Annotated in this window: 17 protein-coding genes and 1 tRNA gene; 9 read left to right on the forward strand and 9 right to left on the reverse strand. The window is 72.0% G+C overall.

Annotation, left to right across the window (positions count from 1 at the left end; translation table 11 throughout):
• The first annotated feature begins 41 nt into the window (after positions 1 to 41).
• Positions 42 to 126 (forward strand) — tRNA-Leu (locus tag TU30_RS12410).
• Positions 127 to 207: 81 nt separating this feature from the next.
• Here the strand turns inward: TU30_RS12410 and TU30_RS12415 are convergent.
• The 3 genes from TU30_RS12415 to TU30_RS12425 all read right to left on the reverse strand — a co-directional run bounded on the left by TU30_RS12415 (position 208) and on the right by TU30_RS12425 (position 2,185).
• Complete coding sequence (locus tag TU30_RS12415) at positions 208 to 1,014, reverse strand: HNH endonuclease (RefSeq protein WP_234307843.1); 807 nt, start codon at positions 1,012 to 1,014, stop codon at positions 208 to 210.
• Between the two features lie 143 nt (positions 1,015 to 1,157).
• Positions 1,158 to 1,352 carry a DUF397 domain-containing protein gene (locus TU30_RS12420; protein ID WP_107068444.1) on the reverse strand — a complete coding sequence of 65 codons (195 nt, stop codon included), beginning with the start codon at positions 1,350 to 1,352 and terminating at the stop codon, positions 1,158 to 1,160.
• A 20-nt stretch (positions 1,353 to 1,372) separates the two neighbouring features.
• Entirely contained in the window at positions 1,373 to 2,185 is an 813-nt protein-coding gene (locus TU30_RS12425) for a helix-turn-helix transcriptional regulator (RefSeq protein WP_052479784.1), read from the reverse strand.
• A 247-nt stretch (positions 2,186 to 2,432) separates the two neighbouring features.
• On the opposite strand from TU30_RS12425, the gene TU30_RS12430 reads away from it, so the two are divergent.
• Positions 2,433 to 2,885, forward strand: a complete 453-nt coding sequence (locus TU30_RS12430; RefSeq protein WP_042168582.1) for an ATP-binding protein — start codon at positions 2,433 to 2,435, stop codon at positions 2,883 to 2,885.
• 8 nt (positions 2,886 to 2,893) lie between these two features.
• Here TU30_RS12430 and TU30_RS36465 read toward each other — a convergent pair whose 3' ends face one another.
• Positions 2,894 to 3,289 (reverse strand): hypothetical protein, encoded by a 396-nt coding sequence (locus TU30_RS36465; protein WP_199816849.1) that lies wholly within the window; start codon positions 3,287 to 3,289, stop codon positions 2,894 to 2,896.
• Between the two features lie 361 nt (positions 3,290 to 3,650).
• On the opposite strand from TU30_RS36465, the gene TU30_RS12445 reads away from it, so the two are divergent.
• Positions 3,651 to 4,025 (forward strand): YchJ family protein, encoded by a 375-nt coding sequence (locus TU30_RS12445; RefSeq protein WP_107068445.1) that lies wholly within the window; start codon positions 3,651 to 3,653, stop codon positions 4,023 to 4,025.
• Positions 4,026 to 4,279: 254 nt separating this feature from the next.
• Positions 4,280 to 5,242, forward strand: coding sequence for a chlorophyllase (locus TU30_RS12450; protein ID WP_042168593.1), 963 nt, complete (start codon positions 4,280 to 4,282; stop codon positions 5,240 to 5,242).
• A gap of 69 nt (positions 5,243 to 5,311) precedes the next feature.
• Here the strand turns inward: TU30_RS12450 and TU30_RS12455 are convergent, their stop codons facing one another.
• Positions 5,312 to 6,013 carry a FadR/GntR family transcriptional regulator gene (locus tag TU30_RS12455; protein WP_042168596.1) on the reverse strand — a complete coding sequence of 234 codons (702 nt, stop codon included), beginning with the start codon at positions 6,011 to 6,013 and terminating at the stop codon, positions 5,312 to 5,314.
• Between the two features lie 137 nt (positions 6,014 to 6,150).
• Here TU30_RS12455 and TU30_RS12460 point away from each other — a divergent pair, with 137 nt between their 5' ends.
• Both TU30_RS12460 and TU30_RS12465 read left to right on the forward strand, forming a co-directional pair.
• A complete protein-coding gene (locus TU30_RS12460) occupies positions 6,151 to 6,669 on the forward strand; it encodes a gluconokinase (protein ID WP_042168599.1) in 519 nt (172 codons plus the stop codon).
• 84 nt (positions 6,670 to 6,753) lie between these two features.
• Entirely contained in the window at positions 6,754 to 8,151 is a 1,398-nt protein-coding gene (locus tag TU30_RS12465; RefSeq protein WP_042168601.1) for a gluconate:H+ symporter, read from the forward strand.
• A gap of 31 nt (positions 8,152 to 8,182) precedes the next feature.
• Here TU30_RS12465 and TU30_RS12470 read toward each other — a convergent pair whose 3' ends face one another.
• The 4 genes from TU30_RS12470 to TU30_RS12485 form a co-directional block, all read right to left on the reverse strand.
• Positions 8,183 to 8,818, reverse strand: coding sequence for a cytochrome b/b6 domain-containing protein (locus TU30_RS12470; protein WP_042168605.1), 636 nt, complete (start codon positions 8,816 to 8,818; stop codon positions 8,183 to 8,185).
• A complete protein-coding gene (locus TU30_RS12475; RefSeq protein ID WP_042168608.1) occupies positions 8,802 to 9,620 on the reverse strand; it encodes a molybdopterin-dependent oxidoreductase in 819 nt (272 codons plus the stop codon). Before TU30_RS12475 ends, TU30_RS12470 begins: the two co-directional genes overlap by 17 nt.
• 108 nt (positions 9,621 to 9,728) lie before the next feature.
• On the reverse strand, positions 9,729 to 11,270 hold the full coding sequence (locus TU30_RS12480) for an APC family permease (protein ID WP_042168611.1): 1,542 nt from the start codon (positions 11,268 to 11,270) through the stop codon (positions 9,729 to 9,731).
• A 106-nt stretch (positions 11,271 to 11,376) separates the two neighbouring features.
• Positions 11,377 to 12,327, reverse strand: a complete 951-nt coding sequence (locus TU30_RS12485) for a hypothetical protein (RefSeq protein WP_042168831.1) — start codon at positions 12,325 to 12,327, stop codon at positions 11,377 to 11,379.
• A gap of 247 nt (positions 12,328 to 12,574) precedes the next feature.
• Between TU30_RS12485 and TU30_RS12490 the strand changes: the two genes are divergently transcribed.
• Genes TU30_RS12490 through TU30_RS12500 form a run of 3 tightly spaced genes read left to right on the forward strand, consistent with a single transcriptional unit; the run spans position 12,575 to position 13,895 of the window.
• The gene (locus TU30_RS12490) at positions 12,575 to 13,123 is read left to right on the forward strand and encodes an NUDIX hydrolase (RefSeq protein ID WP_042168615.1); all 549 of its coding nucleotides are present in this window, start codon (positions 12,575 to 12,577) and stop codon (positions 13,121 to 13,123) included.
• A gap of 47 nt (positions 13,124 to 13,170) precedes the next feature.
• Positions 13,171 to 13,563 carry a YidH family protein gene (locus TU30_RS12495; protein WP_042168618.1) on the forward strand — a complete coding sequence of 131 codons (393 nt, stop codon included), beginning with the start codon at positions 13,171 to 13,173 and terminating at the stop codon, positions 13,561 to 13,563.
• Positions 13,551 to 13,895 (forward strand): DUF202 domain-containing protein, encoded by a 345-nt coding sequence (locus TU30_RS12500; RefSeq protein WP_042168621.1) that lies wholly within the window; start codon positions 13,551 to 13,553, stop codon positions 13,893 to 13,895. The genes TU30_RS12495 and TU30_RS12500 overlap by 13 nt, the downstream gene beginning before the upstream one ends.
• Positions 13,896 to 13,952: the final 57 nt, after the last annotated feature.

Here is a 13,952-nt window from a genome sequence, read left to right on the forward strand (position 1 = left end):
TACGTCGTCGCTGCGGGGGAAACCCGCGCGTCAGACACCTTGTCCGGGTGGCGGAATGGCAGACGCGCTAGCTTGAGGTGCTAGTGCCCTTTAACGGGCGTGGGGGTTCAAGTCCCCCCTCGGACACCGGTAGGCGAAGGGCCCTTGCCGAGCAGGGGCCCTTCCCCTTTTCCTGGCCGCTGAGGGTTCCTGCTCGGACAGAAGTGGTCAAAGCCCGGGCAGGAGCGCCGCGCGGACAGCGTGGTCGCGCAGCAGCGTGAGAGCTTCGGAGTCGTCCATGAAGATGTCCTTGGCGCCCGGCGCGAGCGCCTGGTGGAACATGGCGTGGACGACATCGGCGGTCGGCTGCTCCCAGATGGCGGCGGCGCAGTCCGCGGCGTCCTCGAGGTCACCCTTGTCGACGGCATTGCGCCAGTCCCTCAGGAGAAGCGGGGTGACCCGATACGCACGTCGACGTCCTCGGACGAGGATGCCACGGTTGGGACGGAAGACATTCACCGTCTCCTTGCCCCTGTCCGTGAGGTCCACGTACACGCCGGTGGCAAGCGAGAGGTGCAGATGCGCCGCGGGGTCCTCACTGCTCGGGTCGATGAGCAGGGGCGTGCCGTCATCGGCGAGCGGGAAGACGTCGCGCTTCAAGTGGCTGTTGCACAGGGAGCACGCCAGCAGGTGGTTGCTCCCATCGAAGGTCCGGAGCGGATTTTCACGGATGGGCTCGAAGTGGTCGATGTCCGTGCCCTGGTTGTCTCCGCAGTACATGCAGCGTTCCAGACCCGGCGCCATCTCCGCCGGAGCGCTGCGCAGGACCGGATGTACGTGTCTGCGGACGGTCGCGTGCTTCCGTAACCACTTTGCCCGCTGCCTCGGGACGGGAGCCTGCCCGATGACGGCCACGGGGCGGGTCGAGCGGTACCCCAGGTACACCACGCCCATCGCGCCCTGGCCCAGTCGGCCATCCAGCCGGAAGCCGCCGATCCGCTTGGGATCGCCCGCCCTGAGCGGCTGCAGCACCATTCCCCACACGCTGTCCCGGCCCGAGCGGACAAAGGCGAGGTTATCAGCGGCTCGGTTCACTGTTCCTGCACATCTGGAGACTCGCCCTTACCCACGGACACAGTGGTCACGGGCGACTGCAGGATGCTTTCGCGTGGACCGGGTCAGGCATCGGCGCTGCGGCGCGCGGCAAAGCCGGTGAAGGCCGTCCACGCGGCGGGAGTCACGGTGAGCGCGGGACCGGTGACGCTCTTCGAGTCACGAATGTGGACGGCCTGCCGCGAAGCGGCCACCTCTACGCACTGGCCGCCCTCGGCACCGCTGTAGCTGCTCTTGAACCACCGCAGGTCCTGGGCCATGGTCGTGATCCCTCGGGCGTTCATAGCTCCCTCAGCAACTTCTCGATGTAGGCCAGAGACTCACACGGGGTGAGGGCCTGCGCACGGATGATCCCATAGCGTGCGGCGAGTGCGCGGACCTCTTCGCAAGAAGTCACCAGTGTGCTACGTCCCTGCGCTTCCGTGTAGCCGATCTGCTCTCCTCCCTTACGGGAAAACACCGTGAAGCCGCCGTCCACACCGGCGTTGTCCTCCCGATCGAGCGGCATCAGTTGCACCTCGACGTTGCGCTTCTCTCCGATCAGAAGGATCTGCTCCAACTGCCCCCGTACCACCGTGGTTCCGCCGAGTCTCCGCAGCAGTACGGACTCCTCCATGACGAAACTGAACAGAGGCGCGGGCCACTTGTTGAAGATCTCCTGGCGAGCCAGACGCGCCGCTACCCGCTCTTCGATCGTCTCCTCCTTCAGGAGCGGTCGGCGCATGCGCAGAACCCCTCGCGTGTACTCCTCCGTCTGCAGCAGGCCGTTGACCATATGGGTGTCGTACACCTGCAGTTCGACCGCCTCCGCCTCCAACCGCGCCGCATCCCGGAAGAACGCCGGGTACCGCGCCCGCGCGACCTCTTCCTTCATCGCCCGCAGGACGCCCCCGGCGTCCAGTACCTCGTCCGCCTTGTCGATCAGCTCGGGTTTGGGGATGCGCCGGCCGAGTTCGACCGACGTGATCTGGTCCTCCCCGTAACCGAGCCGGGACCCCAGCTCTCTCCGCGTCAGCCCGGCCCGCTCCCGCAGGAGCCTCATCTGCCGCCCGAAGCACCGCAGGAAGCTCGCCCCGTCGTCCTGTTCCACCATGCCCGCCGCCTCCGGCACCTCATCACCCACGGTTCTGGTACGCGGCCGTACAGGACGGAACCGTGTACGCAGCGCGATGCTTCACGCTATGCGCAGTGACGAAGGGCTGGCCCCCCGAACGCCCACACGTTCCCTCGTACGAGAACTCGCCTCTGTGTGTACGCACTTGGCAACCACCTGTACAGCCTCAGCCAGTACAGGCGTTTCCGCTGGTCAGCGCCGTATTGCCTTCGGCAGGCTCACCGCCATGAAAACCTCGGACACCACCACCGCCCAGGCGCCGGAAGTCCCGGCCTCCCCGCACGAGTTCGCCATGCAGTTCACCTCCACCCCGCGTGGTGCCCGTCTCGCCCGGCGTCTCGTCTCGCACCGGCTCGACCAGTGGGGGTACCCGTACGGCTCCCCCGTCAACGAGACCCTGACCCTGATCGCGGCCGAACTCACCTCCAACGCCGTGCGGCACGGCCACGTCCCCGGCCGGGACTTCCACCTCCGGCTGACCGCAGTGCCGGAGGCACTCCGCGTCGAGGTGACGGACACCCGCACCGAGCAAGTGCCGCCCTCCTCCGTCCATGAGGCGCCCTGCGACGCGGAGTCGGGCCGGGGACTGCTCCTGGTGGCCCGGCTGGCCACCCGCTGGGGCACCGACCCGCGATCTACCGCGCCCGGCAAGACCGTCTGGGCGGAGTGTGCCCTGTAAGCACCGTTTCAGCGCACCGTCTTCCGCGGATGCACGGTCTTGCGCTCCGGAGTGCTGAACTCGTCCGGCGCCCGGCGGGGGATCGGGTTCCCGAAGGAGCCCGTGATGTCCCAGATCCCGTCCTCGTGCCTGACCGACCAGCCCGCCTTGGAGAGTTCCTCGATCACCTCGGCGTGCGGGTCGTCCTCCTTGGCCAGGCCCACGAGTCGTTCCACTTCGCTCCAGGGCGCGACGCGGGCGAGTGCCTGCTCCGGCGGCAGCATCGGGTCCTCGGCCCCGGCGGGGCCGGCACGCGCGATCACGCCCTGGTGCTCCTGCCACGCGCGGGCGGCCGGCACGTCGTGCTCACCGCCCCCGGTGAAGGTGGCGTCCTGGCTGAGCAGGGTCATCAGTGCGGCCGCCACCGCGTCCACATGCCGTCGGGTCTCGGGCGGGGCCTGCTGTTCCGCCGCCCCGTCGTCCGGTCCGCCCTGAGGCTCGAGAGCCCCGCGAAGACCGCCCAGACCCTCGCGCCAGCTGTGATCGTCTCGTCCCGGACCCCTGCGGCCAGGAGCTGGACGTACAAACCGGCCACCAGGAGCCGCACGGGGAGCGGCTGCGCCGACGATCCCTCAGGGCCGGCGAGTGTGTCGGCCCAGCGCTGCATCCGGCCGCGGCAGCGTGCCCGCTGCTCAGGGGGGACGCAGGGCACGGCAACCGCGCCGTCGACGACGGGCGCAGCTCCTGCGCTCCGGGCCCCGGAGGCGACCGGACAGAATGAGCACCATGACCACTCGTCCCTGCCCCTGCGGGCTCCCCGAGACCTACGAGGCGTGCTGCGGGCGCTTCCACTCGGGGGCGGCCGCCGCGCCGACCGCCGAGCGGCTGATGCGGTCGCGGTACTGCGCCTTCGTACGGCTGGACGCCGGTTACCTGCTGCGGACCTGGCATCCGCGGACGCGGCCGGAGCGGGTCGACCTCGACCCCGGGATGCGGTGGACCGGACTGGAGATCCTGGAGGCGGTCGGCGGATCCGCCTTCCACTCCACCGGGACGGTGACCTTCCGGGCCTCCTACCGGGGCGGCTCGCTGCACGAGCGGAGCCGCTTCGAGCGCGTGGGCGGGGCATGGGTGTACCTCGACGGGGAGTTCCCGGGCTGAGCCAGCTCACCCACTCCCGTTCACCGGGCTCCCGTTCATCCGACCCCGCTCCCAGGGGTCCCTCCCGCCTGGCCCGCCCGTCCCCCCTTGCTCCGGACCGCCGTTGACAGAGCGGAACGCTGTTCCGTATCGTAATCGGAACAGCGTTCCGCTTGTCGGCATGGCCGGAGCCGGGCGCTTCCGACCGCCTCGATCACCGTCGGCCGCACGAGAGCGAGCGCCGGCGGCGGAGGCCATCGAAAGGGAACCCACGCATGAGCGCATCGATCTCCCCTGCCCACGAAGCCCTCCACTCCCCCGCCCCCGTCCTCTCCGTCAGTCCGGTGGTGGTGCCGGCTCCCGGCCGGGCGGTGGATCTGGAGGTCCGGGTCTCCGCGCCCGTGACCGGGGACGATCTGCCGGTCGTCCTCCTCTCGCACGGCCAGGGCTACTCGAACCACCTCTCTTCGTTGAACGGCTACGCGCCGCTCGCCCACTTCTGGGCGGCGCACGGCTTCGTCGTCGTCCAGCCGACCCATCTCAGCTCGAGGACGCTGGAACTGGACCCCGCCATCCCCGGGGCGCCCCTGCACTGGCGGTCACGGGCCGAGGACATGACACGCGTCCTCGACGGGTTCGACGCGATCGAGGCCGCGGTGCCGCAGCTGCGCGGGCGGGTGGACCTCGACAGCGTGGCCGTGGCCGGGCACTCGATGGGCGGGCACACCGCGAGCCTGCTGCTGGGCGCCCGGCTCACCGATCCGGACGACGGGAAGGTGGCCGACCTGACCGAGCCCCGGATCGGGGCGGGGGTGCTGCTCGCCGCGCCCGGCCGAGGGGGCGACGCCCTCACCCCCTCCGTGGCCGAGAACCTGCCCTTCTTCCTGACCACGGACTTCTCCGGGATGACCACGCCCGCGCTCGTGGTCGCCGGCGACCGGGACGACTCCGCCCATCTGACGGTCCGCGGTCCGGGCTGGCACGCCGATCCGTACACCCTCGCGCCGGGACCGAAGTCGCTGCTCACCCTGTTCGGCGCGGAGCACGGGCTCGGCGGGATCTCCGGCTACGACGTCGCCGAGACCACGGACGAGAACCCCGCGCGGGTCGCCGCGGTGGCGCGGCTCACCTGGGCCTACCTGCGCAGCCGGTTCCACCCGGGGGATCCCGCCTGGCAGGAGGCGTGCGACGCGCTGACGGCCGGCCCCGACCCGCTCGGCCGGGTCGAGTCCAAGTAGACCGGACGGGCCGGCGCGGCGGACCGGGCGAGGCGACGCCCCGGCCCGGTCACGGTCACGGTCTCACGGTCACGGGGCCAGGATGTCCAGTTCCTGGAGTGCGCCCACGGTGATCTCCCGGGTCAGTTCCTCCGCACGTGCGGCGTCGCGCTCGCGGACCGCTTCGGCGACCCGGACGTGCAGGGTGACCGCGGCCGGGTCGGGGTCCTCGAACATCACGTCGTGGTGGGTACGGCCGGCGAGGACCTCGGCGACGGCGTCGCCGAGGCGGGCGAACATGTCGTTGCCGGACGCGGTGAGGATGACGCGATGGAAGGCCACGTCGTGGAAGAGGTAGCCCTCCAGTTGGTGGCCGCGCGAGTGGGCGACCATGCCGAGGGCGCACTCGGTGAGTTCGGCGCACTGCTCGGCGGTGGCGTTGCGGGCGGCGAGTCCCGCCGCGACCGGTTCGACGGCCGAGCGCAGCACCGTGAGCGAGCGCAGTTGTCGGGGGCGGTCCGCGCCGGCCAGCCGCCAGCGGATGACCTGGGGGTCGTACACGTTCCAGTCGCGGGCCGGGCGGACCGTCACCCCCACCCGGCGCCGGGACTCGACGAGGTGCATGGACTCCAGGACGCGCACCACTTCACGCATCACGGACCTCGACACGTCGAAACGCTGGGCGAGTTCGTCGGTGCGTAGCACGCTGCCCGGCGGGTATTCGCCCGCTGTGATCTCGGGGCCGAGGGTGTCCAGTACGCGGCCGTGCAGACCCCGGCCCATGGTGCTCATCCACTCAGAGTACGGGGCGGATCACAGGTTTCAAAGGTCAGACTTATGCGTCACACCCCCTTGCATTTGTCTTACCTTTGAGTTTCAGTTGCCTCGACATCAGGTTGTCGACGACGACAGCAGACTGTGAGGCAGCAATGAACATCCCCCATGCCGTAGTGGTCATGGGCGTCGCGGGCACCGGCAAGACCACCATCGGTCCCCTGCTCGCGGCCCGGTACGGCGTCCCCTACGCCGAGGGCGACGACTTCCACCCCCCGGCCAACGTCTCCAAGATGTCGGCGGGCACCCCGCTCGACGACGACGACCGCCGGCCCTGGCTGGACGCCATCGGCGGGTGGGCGCACGGACGGGGCGGCCTCGGCGGCGTGGTCAGCTGCTCGGCGCTGAAGCGGTCGTACCGCGACCGGCTGCGGGCGGCCGCGCCCGGCGTGGTCTTCGTGCACCTCACGGGTGACCGTGCGCTGATCGAGGACCGGATGTCGCACCGCGAGGGGCACTTCATGCCCACGGCGCTGCTCGACTCCCAGTTCGCCACGCTCCAGCCGCTGGAGCCGGACGAGCGCGGGGTCGCCGTGGAGGTCACGGGCAGCCCCGAGGAGATCACCGAACAGGCGGTCGCCGCCCTCGCGGACCTCTCCGAAGCGGCCTCCTAGCCCCCGCCCGGAGCAGCCGGCACTCGGCCCGGCCGCTCCCCTGTTCCCCCCGCTCCCCCTCCCCGTACTCACAAGGGATTCACCGTGACCAGACTCAGTGTCGAGCTGCTGGCAGCGGACGCACCCGAGCCGATCACCTCGGCCGGCCACGCTCAGCTGGGCATCGCCGTCCTGGCGGGCATCGCCGTCATCGTCGTGCTCATCACCCGCTTCAAACTGCACGCCTTCCTGGCGCTGACCATCGGTTCGCTGGCACTCGGCGCGTTCGCCGGGGCGCCGCTGGACAAGGTCATCACCAGTTTCAGCGCCGGGCTCGGTTCCACCGTCGCCGGTGTCGGCGTGCTCATCGCCCTCGGGGCGATCCTCGGCAAGATGCTCGCCGACTCCGGTGGCGCCGACCAGATCGTCGACACGATCCTCGCCCGGGCCAACGGCCGCACCATGCCGTGGGCGATGGTGCTGATCGCCTCGGTGATCGGTCTGCCGCTGTTCTTCGAGGTCGGTGTCGTGCTGCTGATCCCGGTCGTGCTGATGGTCGCCAAGCGCGGCAACTACTCGCTGATGCGGATCGGCGTCCCGGCGCTCGCCGGCCTGTCCGTGATGCACGGCCTGGTGCCCCCGCATCCCGGCCCGCTGGTCGCGATCGACGCGCTCGACGCCAACCTCGGCGTGACGCTCGCGCTGGGCGTGCTCGTCGCCGTCCCGACGGTGATCATCGCCGGTCCGGTCTTCTCCACGTACGCCGCCCGCTGGGTGGACGTCCCCGCCCCGGACCGGATGATCCCTCAGCGCCCCTCCGAGGACCTGGAGAAGCGTCCCGGGTTCGGTCCGACGCTGGCGACCATTCTGCTGCCGGTCGTGCTGATGCTGGCCAGGGCCCTGGTGGAGATCGTCGTCGACGACCCGGAGAACGGCGTTCAGCGGGTCTTCAACGTCATCGGCTCCCCGATGATCGCCCTGCTCGCGTCCGTGCTCGTCGGCATCTTCACGCTGGTCCTGCCCGCCGGGTTCAGCAAGGAGCGGATCTCGGGACTGGTCGAGAAGGGCCTCGCCCCGATCGCCGGCATCCTGCTGATCGTCGGCGCGGGCGGCGGCTTCAAGCAGACCCTGATCGACTCCGGTGTGGGTCGGATGGTGCTCGACATCTCCGAGGACTGGTCGATCCCGGCCCTGCTGCTCGGCTGGCTGATCGCGGTGGCGATCCGGCTGGCGACCGGTTCCGCGACCGTGGCGACCATCTCGGCGGCCGGCCTGGTGGCACCGCTCGCGGCCGACATGTCGACCACGCACGCCGCTCTGCTGGTGCTCGCCATCGGTGCCGGCTCGGTCTTCTTCAGCCATGTCAACGACGCCGGTTTCTGGCTGGTCAAGGAGTACTTCGGGCTGAGTGTCGGCCAGACCGTCAAGACCTGGTCGGTCATGGAGACGATCATCTCGGTGGTCGCCGGGGCGCTGGTGCTGCTGCTGTCGTTGGTCATTTAGCCGGTCACCACGCCGGCCGTCCGTCCTGTGGTCAGGGCCGCCACAGCGGATGCTCGCGCCGTGCCCAGTCGCGGTCGACGGTGCCGGTGCGCATGCCCCGCCGGGCCTCCGGGTCGGCCAGGGCCATGCCGATGTGGCCGGCGAGGACGATGCCGAGGGTGAGGGCCAGCCAGTCGTGGACGAAGGTCGCGCCGGTGCGCCACACCAGCGGGGTCAGGTGGGTGAACCACATCATCAGACCGGTGCCGAGCATCACCAGCGTGGCGCCGGCGGTCCAGGCCGCGTAGATCTTCTGTCCGGCGTTGAACTTTCCGGCCGGCCGCTGCGAGGGGCGTCCGTCGCGGCGCAGCGCGGCCCGCAGCCACGTGCGGTCGTGCGGGCCGAAGCGGTTCAGCCGGCCCAGGTCGGCGCGGAAGGCCCGGGAGAGCAGTGCGGCCAGGACCGGTACCGGCAGCGCGAGCCCGGACCACTGGTGGACGGTGACCACCAGGGCGCGGCGTCCGACCAGCTGGGCGAGCTGGGGGACGTACAGACAGGCGGCGGTGAACACGCAGAGGCCCGTCAGCGCGGCCGTGGTGCGGTGCGCCCACCGCGCGGCGCGGGTGAAGCGCGGGACGCCGGTCGTGGTGGCGACGGCGGTGGGCGGCAGGTCAGTCCGTGGGTTCATCGTCGCGTCCGTTCGAGCGGCCGACCCAGGCGTCGATGTCGTAGCCGCGCTGCTCCCAGTAGCCGGGCTCGACGTCCTCGGTGACGGTGATGCCGGAGAGCCACTTGGCCGACTTGTAGAAGTACATGGGGGCGACGTAGAGGCGGACCGGGCCGCCGTGGGCGTGGCCGAGGTCCTCGTCCTGCATGCGCAGGGCGACCAGGACGTCCGCCCGGCGGGCCTGGGCGAGGGTGAGGCTCTCCGAGTAGGCGCCGTCGAAGCAGGTGAAGTGCACCGCGCCGGCCGTGGCGCGCACGCCCGCCGCGTCCAGGAGGCGGGACAGGCGTACCCCCTCGAACGGTGTACGGGGCACCCGCCAGCCGGTGACGCACTGGACGTCGCGGACCATGCGGGTCTGCGGCAGGGCCGACAGGTCGGCCAGGGTGTAGGAGGCGGGACGGTCGACCAGGCCGTCGACGGTGAGGCGGTAGGTCCCGGCGTTCTTCCGCGGGACGGAGGAGGTGACGGAGTAGTAGCGGAAGCCGCCGCCGTTCGGGAGCAGGCCGGTCAGGCCGGTGGGGTCCTTGTCGGAGGCCCCGGCGAGGAAGGACTCCAGTCCGCGCTGGAGTACGGGGGCGGCGGCCACGCCGAGGGCGCCGAGTCCGAGGGTGCCCAGGAGGACCCGGCGGCCGACGGGCCGGCCGCGGCCGTCGGGCGTCTCCTCGTCGGGCGGTGTGCGTGCCGCGGGCCGTTCCCGGTCGTCCGCCGCGGGCCGTTCGCGGTCGTCCGGATGGTCGCGTGCTTCCGGCCGTTCGGGGTTCACCGTGCCATTCGAGCACCCGTGCCCCCGGTGGGGCCAGGGGTCGCGGGTGCCCGTCAGACTTCCGTAAGGCGGCCGGCCGTGCGAACCGCCCGCCCCGTCCGTGTGGGCCTACGGTGTGCGCTCGGCCTCCTTGTCCAGCTGGAACGCCTCGTTGCCGAGCCCGATACGGGCGTGCGTCCCGGGGGCGCGGGAGCGCAGGACCAGGCCCTGGACCAGGCCGGCGACGAGGGCCAGCCCGATGATGCCGGGCAGCAGCAGGCTCAGGGCGGAGTCGGGACCGGTGCCGACGAGCACGTCGAAGTCCTTGACGGTGCAGCCGGCGATCACGGCCAGGGCGAGGCCGGACAGCGCCGAGGTGACCAGCCGCCAGGCCTGGGCGCCCGCGGCACCGCGGCGGACGAAGAAGACGACGACGGACAGCGAGGCGATCGCCATCAGGACGATCACGCCGAGGGCGCCGACGTTGCCGAACCAGGTGAACAGGCGCAGGACGGGCGCGGTCGGGTCGCCGGCCGGCTTGTCGTCGGTGAGCGCGAAGGCGACGACGAGCACCGCGGCGATGCCCGTCTGGAGCAGCGAGCCGGTGCCGGGGGCACCGCTGGTGCCGGTGGTGCGGCCGAAGGCGGCGGGCAGCAGGCCCTCGCGGCCCATGGCGAAGGCGTACCGGGCGACGACGTTGTGGAAGCTGAGCATCGCGGCGAACATGCCGGTGACGAAGAGGACGTGCAGGACGTCCGTGAAGGTGCCGCCGAGCCGGGACTCGGTGAGGAGGAACAGCAGTCCCGCGCTCTGCTCCTGCGAGGTGGCGACGATGCCCGCGGGGCCGGTGGCGACGGTGAGGGCCCAGCTGCTGATCGCGAAGAACACGGCGACGCCGGTGACGGCCAGGAACATCACGCGGGGCACCAGGACGTGCGGCCTGCTGGTCTCCTCCGCGTACACCGGGGCCTGTTCGAAGCCGAGGAAGGCGGCGATGCAGAAGCACAGGGCGGTGCCGACACCGGCGCCGGTGAGGGTGTCCGGGTCGAAGGCGTGCAGCGACAGTCCTTCCCCGCCCGGATCGGCGATGGCGGCGACGTCGAAGACGACGACCAGGAGCACCTCGACGACCAGCAGGACGCCGAGCACGCGCGCGTTGACGTCGATCTTCAGCCAGCCCAGCGCGCCGACGGCGGCCAGGGCCACCAGCGACGGTGTCCACCAGGCGACCTCGAGGCCGGCGTAGGTGGCGAGGAGCCCGGAGACCTCGAAGCCGAAGATGCCGTGGATGCCGACCTGGAGTGCGTTGTAGGCGACCAGCGCGACCATCGCGGCGCCCGCGCCGGCGGTGCCGCCGAGGCCGCGGGAGATGTACGCGTAGAAGGCGCCGGCGTTGTGGACGTGCCGGCTCATCTCGGCGTAGCCGAGGCTGAAGAGCACCAGTACGACGCCGAGGAGCACGAAGAGCAGCGGCTGCCCGACGATGCCCATCACCGCGAATGTGGTGGGCATGACACCCGCGACCACCATGAGGGGGGCGGTCGCGGCGAGCACGGAGAGCAGCAGACCTCCCGTGCCGAGCCGGCCCGCACGCAGGGCACGCTCCTGCCCCTTGAACGTGCTGATGCCGTCCGCTGCGGATCTGCTCGTGCGCGAACTGTCCGTCGTCATCGGGAGAACCGTCCTTGCGTCGGGAGTGGTTGCCGTGTGCCGGAGGGAGCGTGGCGAGGGGAGCGGGCCGGGTGTTCCTGAGTGGTGCACAGGGGCGCGCGAGGGGTCATCCGGTGCCGAGGGCGGCGGCCCGTGCGGTACGGAAGGCGGTGAGCGGGTCGCGGTCGGGGTACGACCAGGGGACCGGGGTGACCTTGTCACCGATCCGGTGGAACAGGGCGGCGGCCTCGGCGCCCCGGCCCTCGCAGACCTTGGCGTGGGCGAGGAAGTTCAGGTCGATCAGGCGGCGCGGATGGTCCTCCTGCTCCCACTCCAGCCACCAGTCGAAGGCGGCCTTCATCACCTGCCGGGCCCGGCGGCCCACCCAGTGTCCGGAGGCTGCCGGGTCGGCCCGCTCGTGCCCTGCAGCGGCGAGGGCGCGGTAGCGCTCGGCGTGCGCGATGACCGGCAGGATCGCCAGGGGCGAGTCCGCGGGCGCCTGCTCCGCGGACCAGTTGGCGAAGTCGTAGACCTCGTGCAGCGGGTCCGGGCCCGCCTCCACACGGCGTTCGGCGAGCCAGGCGACCACCAGATGGTGGGCGTGGTGGTGGTCCGCGTACCGGGAGCGGATCTGCTCGAAGACACGGACCGCGTCCCCCTCGGCGCCCCGGGCGCACTCCAGCAGGAGCAGGCCGAGCCAGGGGGTGGGGTCGGCGGGCAGCACGGCGGCGGCCCGGTGACAGGCCTCGCGCGCGGGGGCGGGCTTCTCCTTGCCGCGCAGGGCACGCCGGACCTGGGCCAGGGCGAGCAGGACGGCCCCGTCCCCGGAGCCGGGGTCGGCGAGCAGCCAGTCGCGGGCCCAGGCGGCACAGGAGGGCTCCCGGGCGAGCACCGTGATCCGGTGGCCGCGGCGGTCCCAGTCGTCCCCCGTGCGCACCAGCAGCGAGCGGCTGTTCTGCCACCGGCCCTGCGCCAGCGCGGCTCGCGCGGCGACGAGTTCGTCGTCTTCGAGGGCCTCGTCGAAGACCTGTGCCGCCCGTCTGCGGGCACGGCCGAGGGGAGGCGGGGGTGGGGGCACCGCGGACTTCCTCACGCGCTCTTCCGGTGGCTCGGCCCATGGCGGGTGGTCGGCCCGTACGGCAGTGGTCGGCTGCCGTCAGCCATGGGCCGATCACGGACAGCAAACCGCCAGCCAACAGTTGACGTCAAGGGCACCCGGGGCATTACACGCGTCAACGGGCTTCGCGGGCACATCACTTGCCACACGGCAGGCCCTGGGGAACCCGCGTGGACGGGCCCGGCGCGGGACCTGCTTCGATGGGTGCATGAGCGCTGCCGACCGTTCCGTGCCCGCCGCCGACGAGATCCTCGACATCGTGGACGAGAACGACCGGGTGACCGGCCGGGCCCCACGCGGTGAGGCCTACGCCCGAGGTCTGCGGCACCGTTGCGCGTTCGTCCTGGTCAGGGACGCCGAGGACCGGATCTTCGTACACCGGCGCACGGCGGACAAGCTCGTCCACCCCTCCCTGTACGACATGTTCGTCGGCGGGGTCGTGGGCACCGGCGAGAGCTACGCCGAGGCGGCCCTGCGGGAGGCCGAGGAGGAGCTGGGCGTGTCCGGGCTGCCGCAGCCCACGTTCCTCTTCGCGTTCCTCTACGACGGCGGCGGACGGAGCTGGTGGTCGGCGGTCCACGAGGTCCGCTGCGACCTGCCGGTGAGGCCCCAGGCCGAGGAGGTGGCCTGGCACGCCTTCCTGACCGGGCCGGAGCTGGAGCGCCGCCTGGGCGAGTGGGAGTGGACTCCGGACGGGCTGGAAGCGTACGCACGCCTCAGGGCCCACCGCGGGCAGCCGGACGGCCCGGGCCGGTGAGCCGCACCGGCCGCACCCGCGTCCCGGCCCCCGGGTAGGGTCGCAGAGTGATCGGCTTCATGCGGAACGTCCGGCTGTGGTTCGCGCCCCAGGACGTGCGGCAGGAGGGGGACACGCCCGACTACCGGTTCTCCCTGGCGAACGAGCGCACGTTCCTGGCCTGGCTGCGGACCGCGCTCGCGCTGGTCGGCGGCGGCTTCGCCGTGGACCAGTTCCTGCCGGACCTGCGCTGGGGCTGGCGGGTCGGGCTCGCGCTGGCGCTGCTCGCCGCGGGGGTGCTGTGCGCGCTGCGCGCGGTCAACCACTGGGTGCGCTGCGAGCGGGCGATGCGGCGCGGCGAGGACCTGCCGGTGTCCCGGTTCCCCGTGCTGCTGAGTCTCGTCGTCGCCGTCGTCGCGCTGGCGATGGTCGTCGTGGTGCTCGCCGGATGGGACGGGTGACCGGGCCGCCCGGGGTGCGGGCGGCCCGGGACCCCGGGCTGCAGCCCGAACGGACCCGGCTCGCCTGGCGCCGTACGACCCTGGCGGCCACGGTCGCGTCCGTGCTGGCGGTGCGGACCGCGCTGCACGGCGGCGTGTCGGCCGTCGGGGTGGTCCTGTGCGCGCTGTGCTGCGCCTGCTGGCTGGGGTTCCTCCTGATCGCCCACCGGCGGATCGGCACCCTCTCGGCCACCGGCACCCCGGCCGGGCCCGCCCCGCGGCACCTCACCGCGGCGGTGCTCTGCACCACGGCCCTGGCCGTGTGCGGGGCGGCCCTCGTCCTCCAGAGCTGACGACGTACGGGGCCGACGGGCAGGGCCGACGGGCGGCCGGCCCTCCTGCCCGCCCCC

This window comes from Streptomyces sp. NBRC 110035 (genome assembly GCF_000829695.1).
GTDB lineage: Bacteria > Actinomycetota > Actinomycetes > Streptomycetales > Streptomycetaceae > Streptomyces.

What these genes read in the sequence shown, in the direction of transcription:
- TU30_RS12415 (WP_234307843.1), bottom strand. Translation starts at nt 1,014, where the DNA reads ATGGTGCTGCAGCCGCTCAGGGCGGGCGATCCCAAGCGGATCGGCGGC.
- TU30_RS12420 (WP_107068444.1), bottom strand. Translation starts at nt 1,352, where the DNA reads ATGGCCCAGGACCTGCGGTGGTTCAAGAGCAGCTACAGCGGTGCCGAG.
- TU30_RS12425 (WP_052479784.1), bottom strand. Translation starts at nt 2,185, where the DNA reads ATGGTGGAACAGGACGACGGGGCGAGCTTCCTGCGGTGCTTCGGGCGG.
- TU30_RS12430 (WP_042168582.1), top strand. Translation starts at nt 2,433, where the DNA reads ATGAAAACCTCGGACACCACCACCGCCCAGGCGCCGGAAGTCCCGGCC.
- TU30_RS12445 (WP_107068445.1), top strand. Translation starts at nt 3,651, where the DNA reads ATGACCACTCGTCCCTGCCCCTGCGGGCTCCCCGAGACCTACGAGGCG.
- TU30_RS12450 (WP_042168593.1), top strand. Translation starts at nt 4,280, where the DNA reads ATGAGCGCATCGATCTCCCCTGCCCACGAAGCCCTCCACTCCCCCGCC.
- TU30_RS12455 (WP_042168596.1), bottom strand. Translation starts at nt 6,013, where the DNA reads ATGAGCACCATGGGCCGGGGTCTGCACGGCCGCGTACTGGACACCCTC.
- TU30_RS12460 (WP_042168599.1), top strand. Translation starts at nt 6,151, where the DNA reads ATGAACATCCCCCATGCCGTAGTGGTCATGGGCGTCGCGGGCACCGGC.
- TU30_RS12470 (WP_042168605.1), bottom strand. Translation starts at nt 8,818, where the DNA reads ATGAACCCACGGACTGACCTGCCGCCCACCGCCGTCGCCACCACGACC.
- TU30_RS12480 (WP_042168611.1), bottom strand. Translation starts at nt 11,270, where the DNA reads ATGACGACGGACAGTTCGCGCACGAGCAGATCCGCAGCGGACGGCATC.
- TU30_RS12490 (WP_042168615.1), top strand. Translation starts at nt 12,575, where the DNA reads ATGAGCGCTGCCGACCGTTCCGTGCCCGCCGCCGACGAGATCCTCGAC.
- TU30_RS12500 (WP_042168621.1), top strand. Translation starts at nt 13,551, where the DNA reads ATGGGACGGGTGACCGGGCCGCCCGGGGTGCGGGCGGCCCGGGACCCC.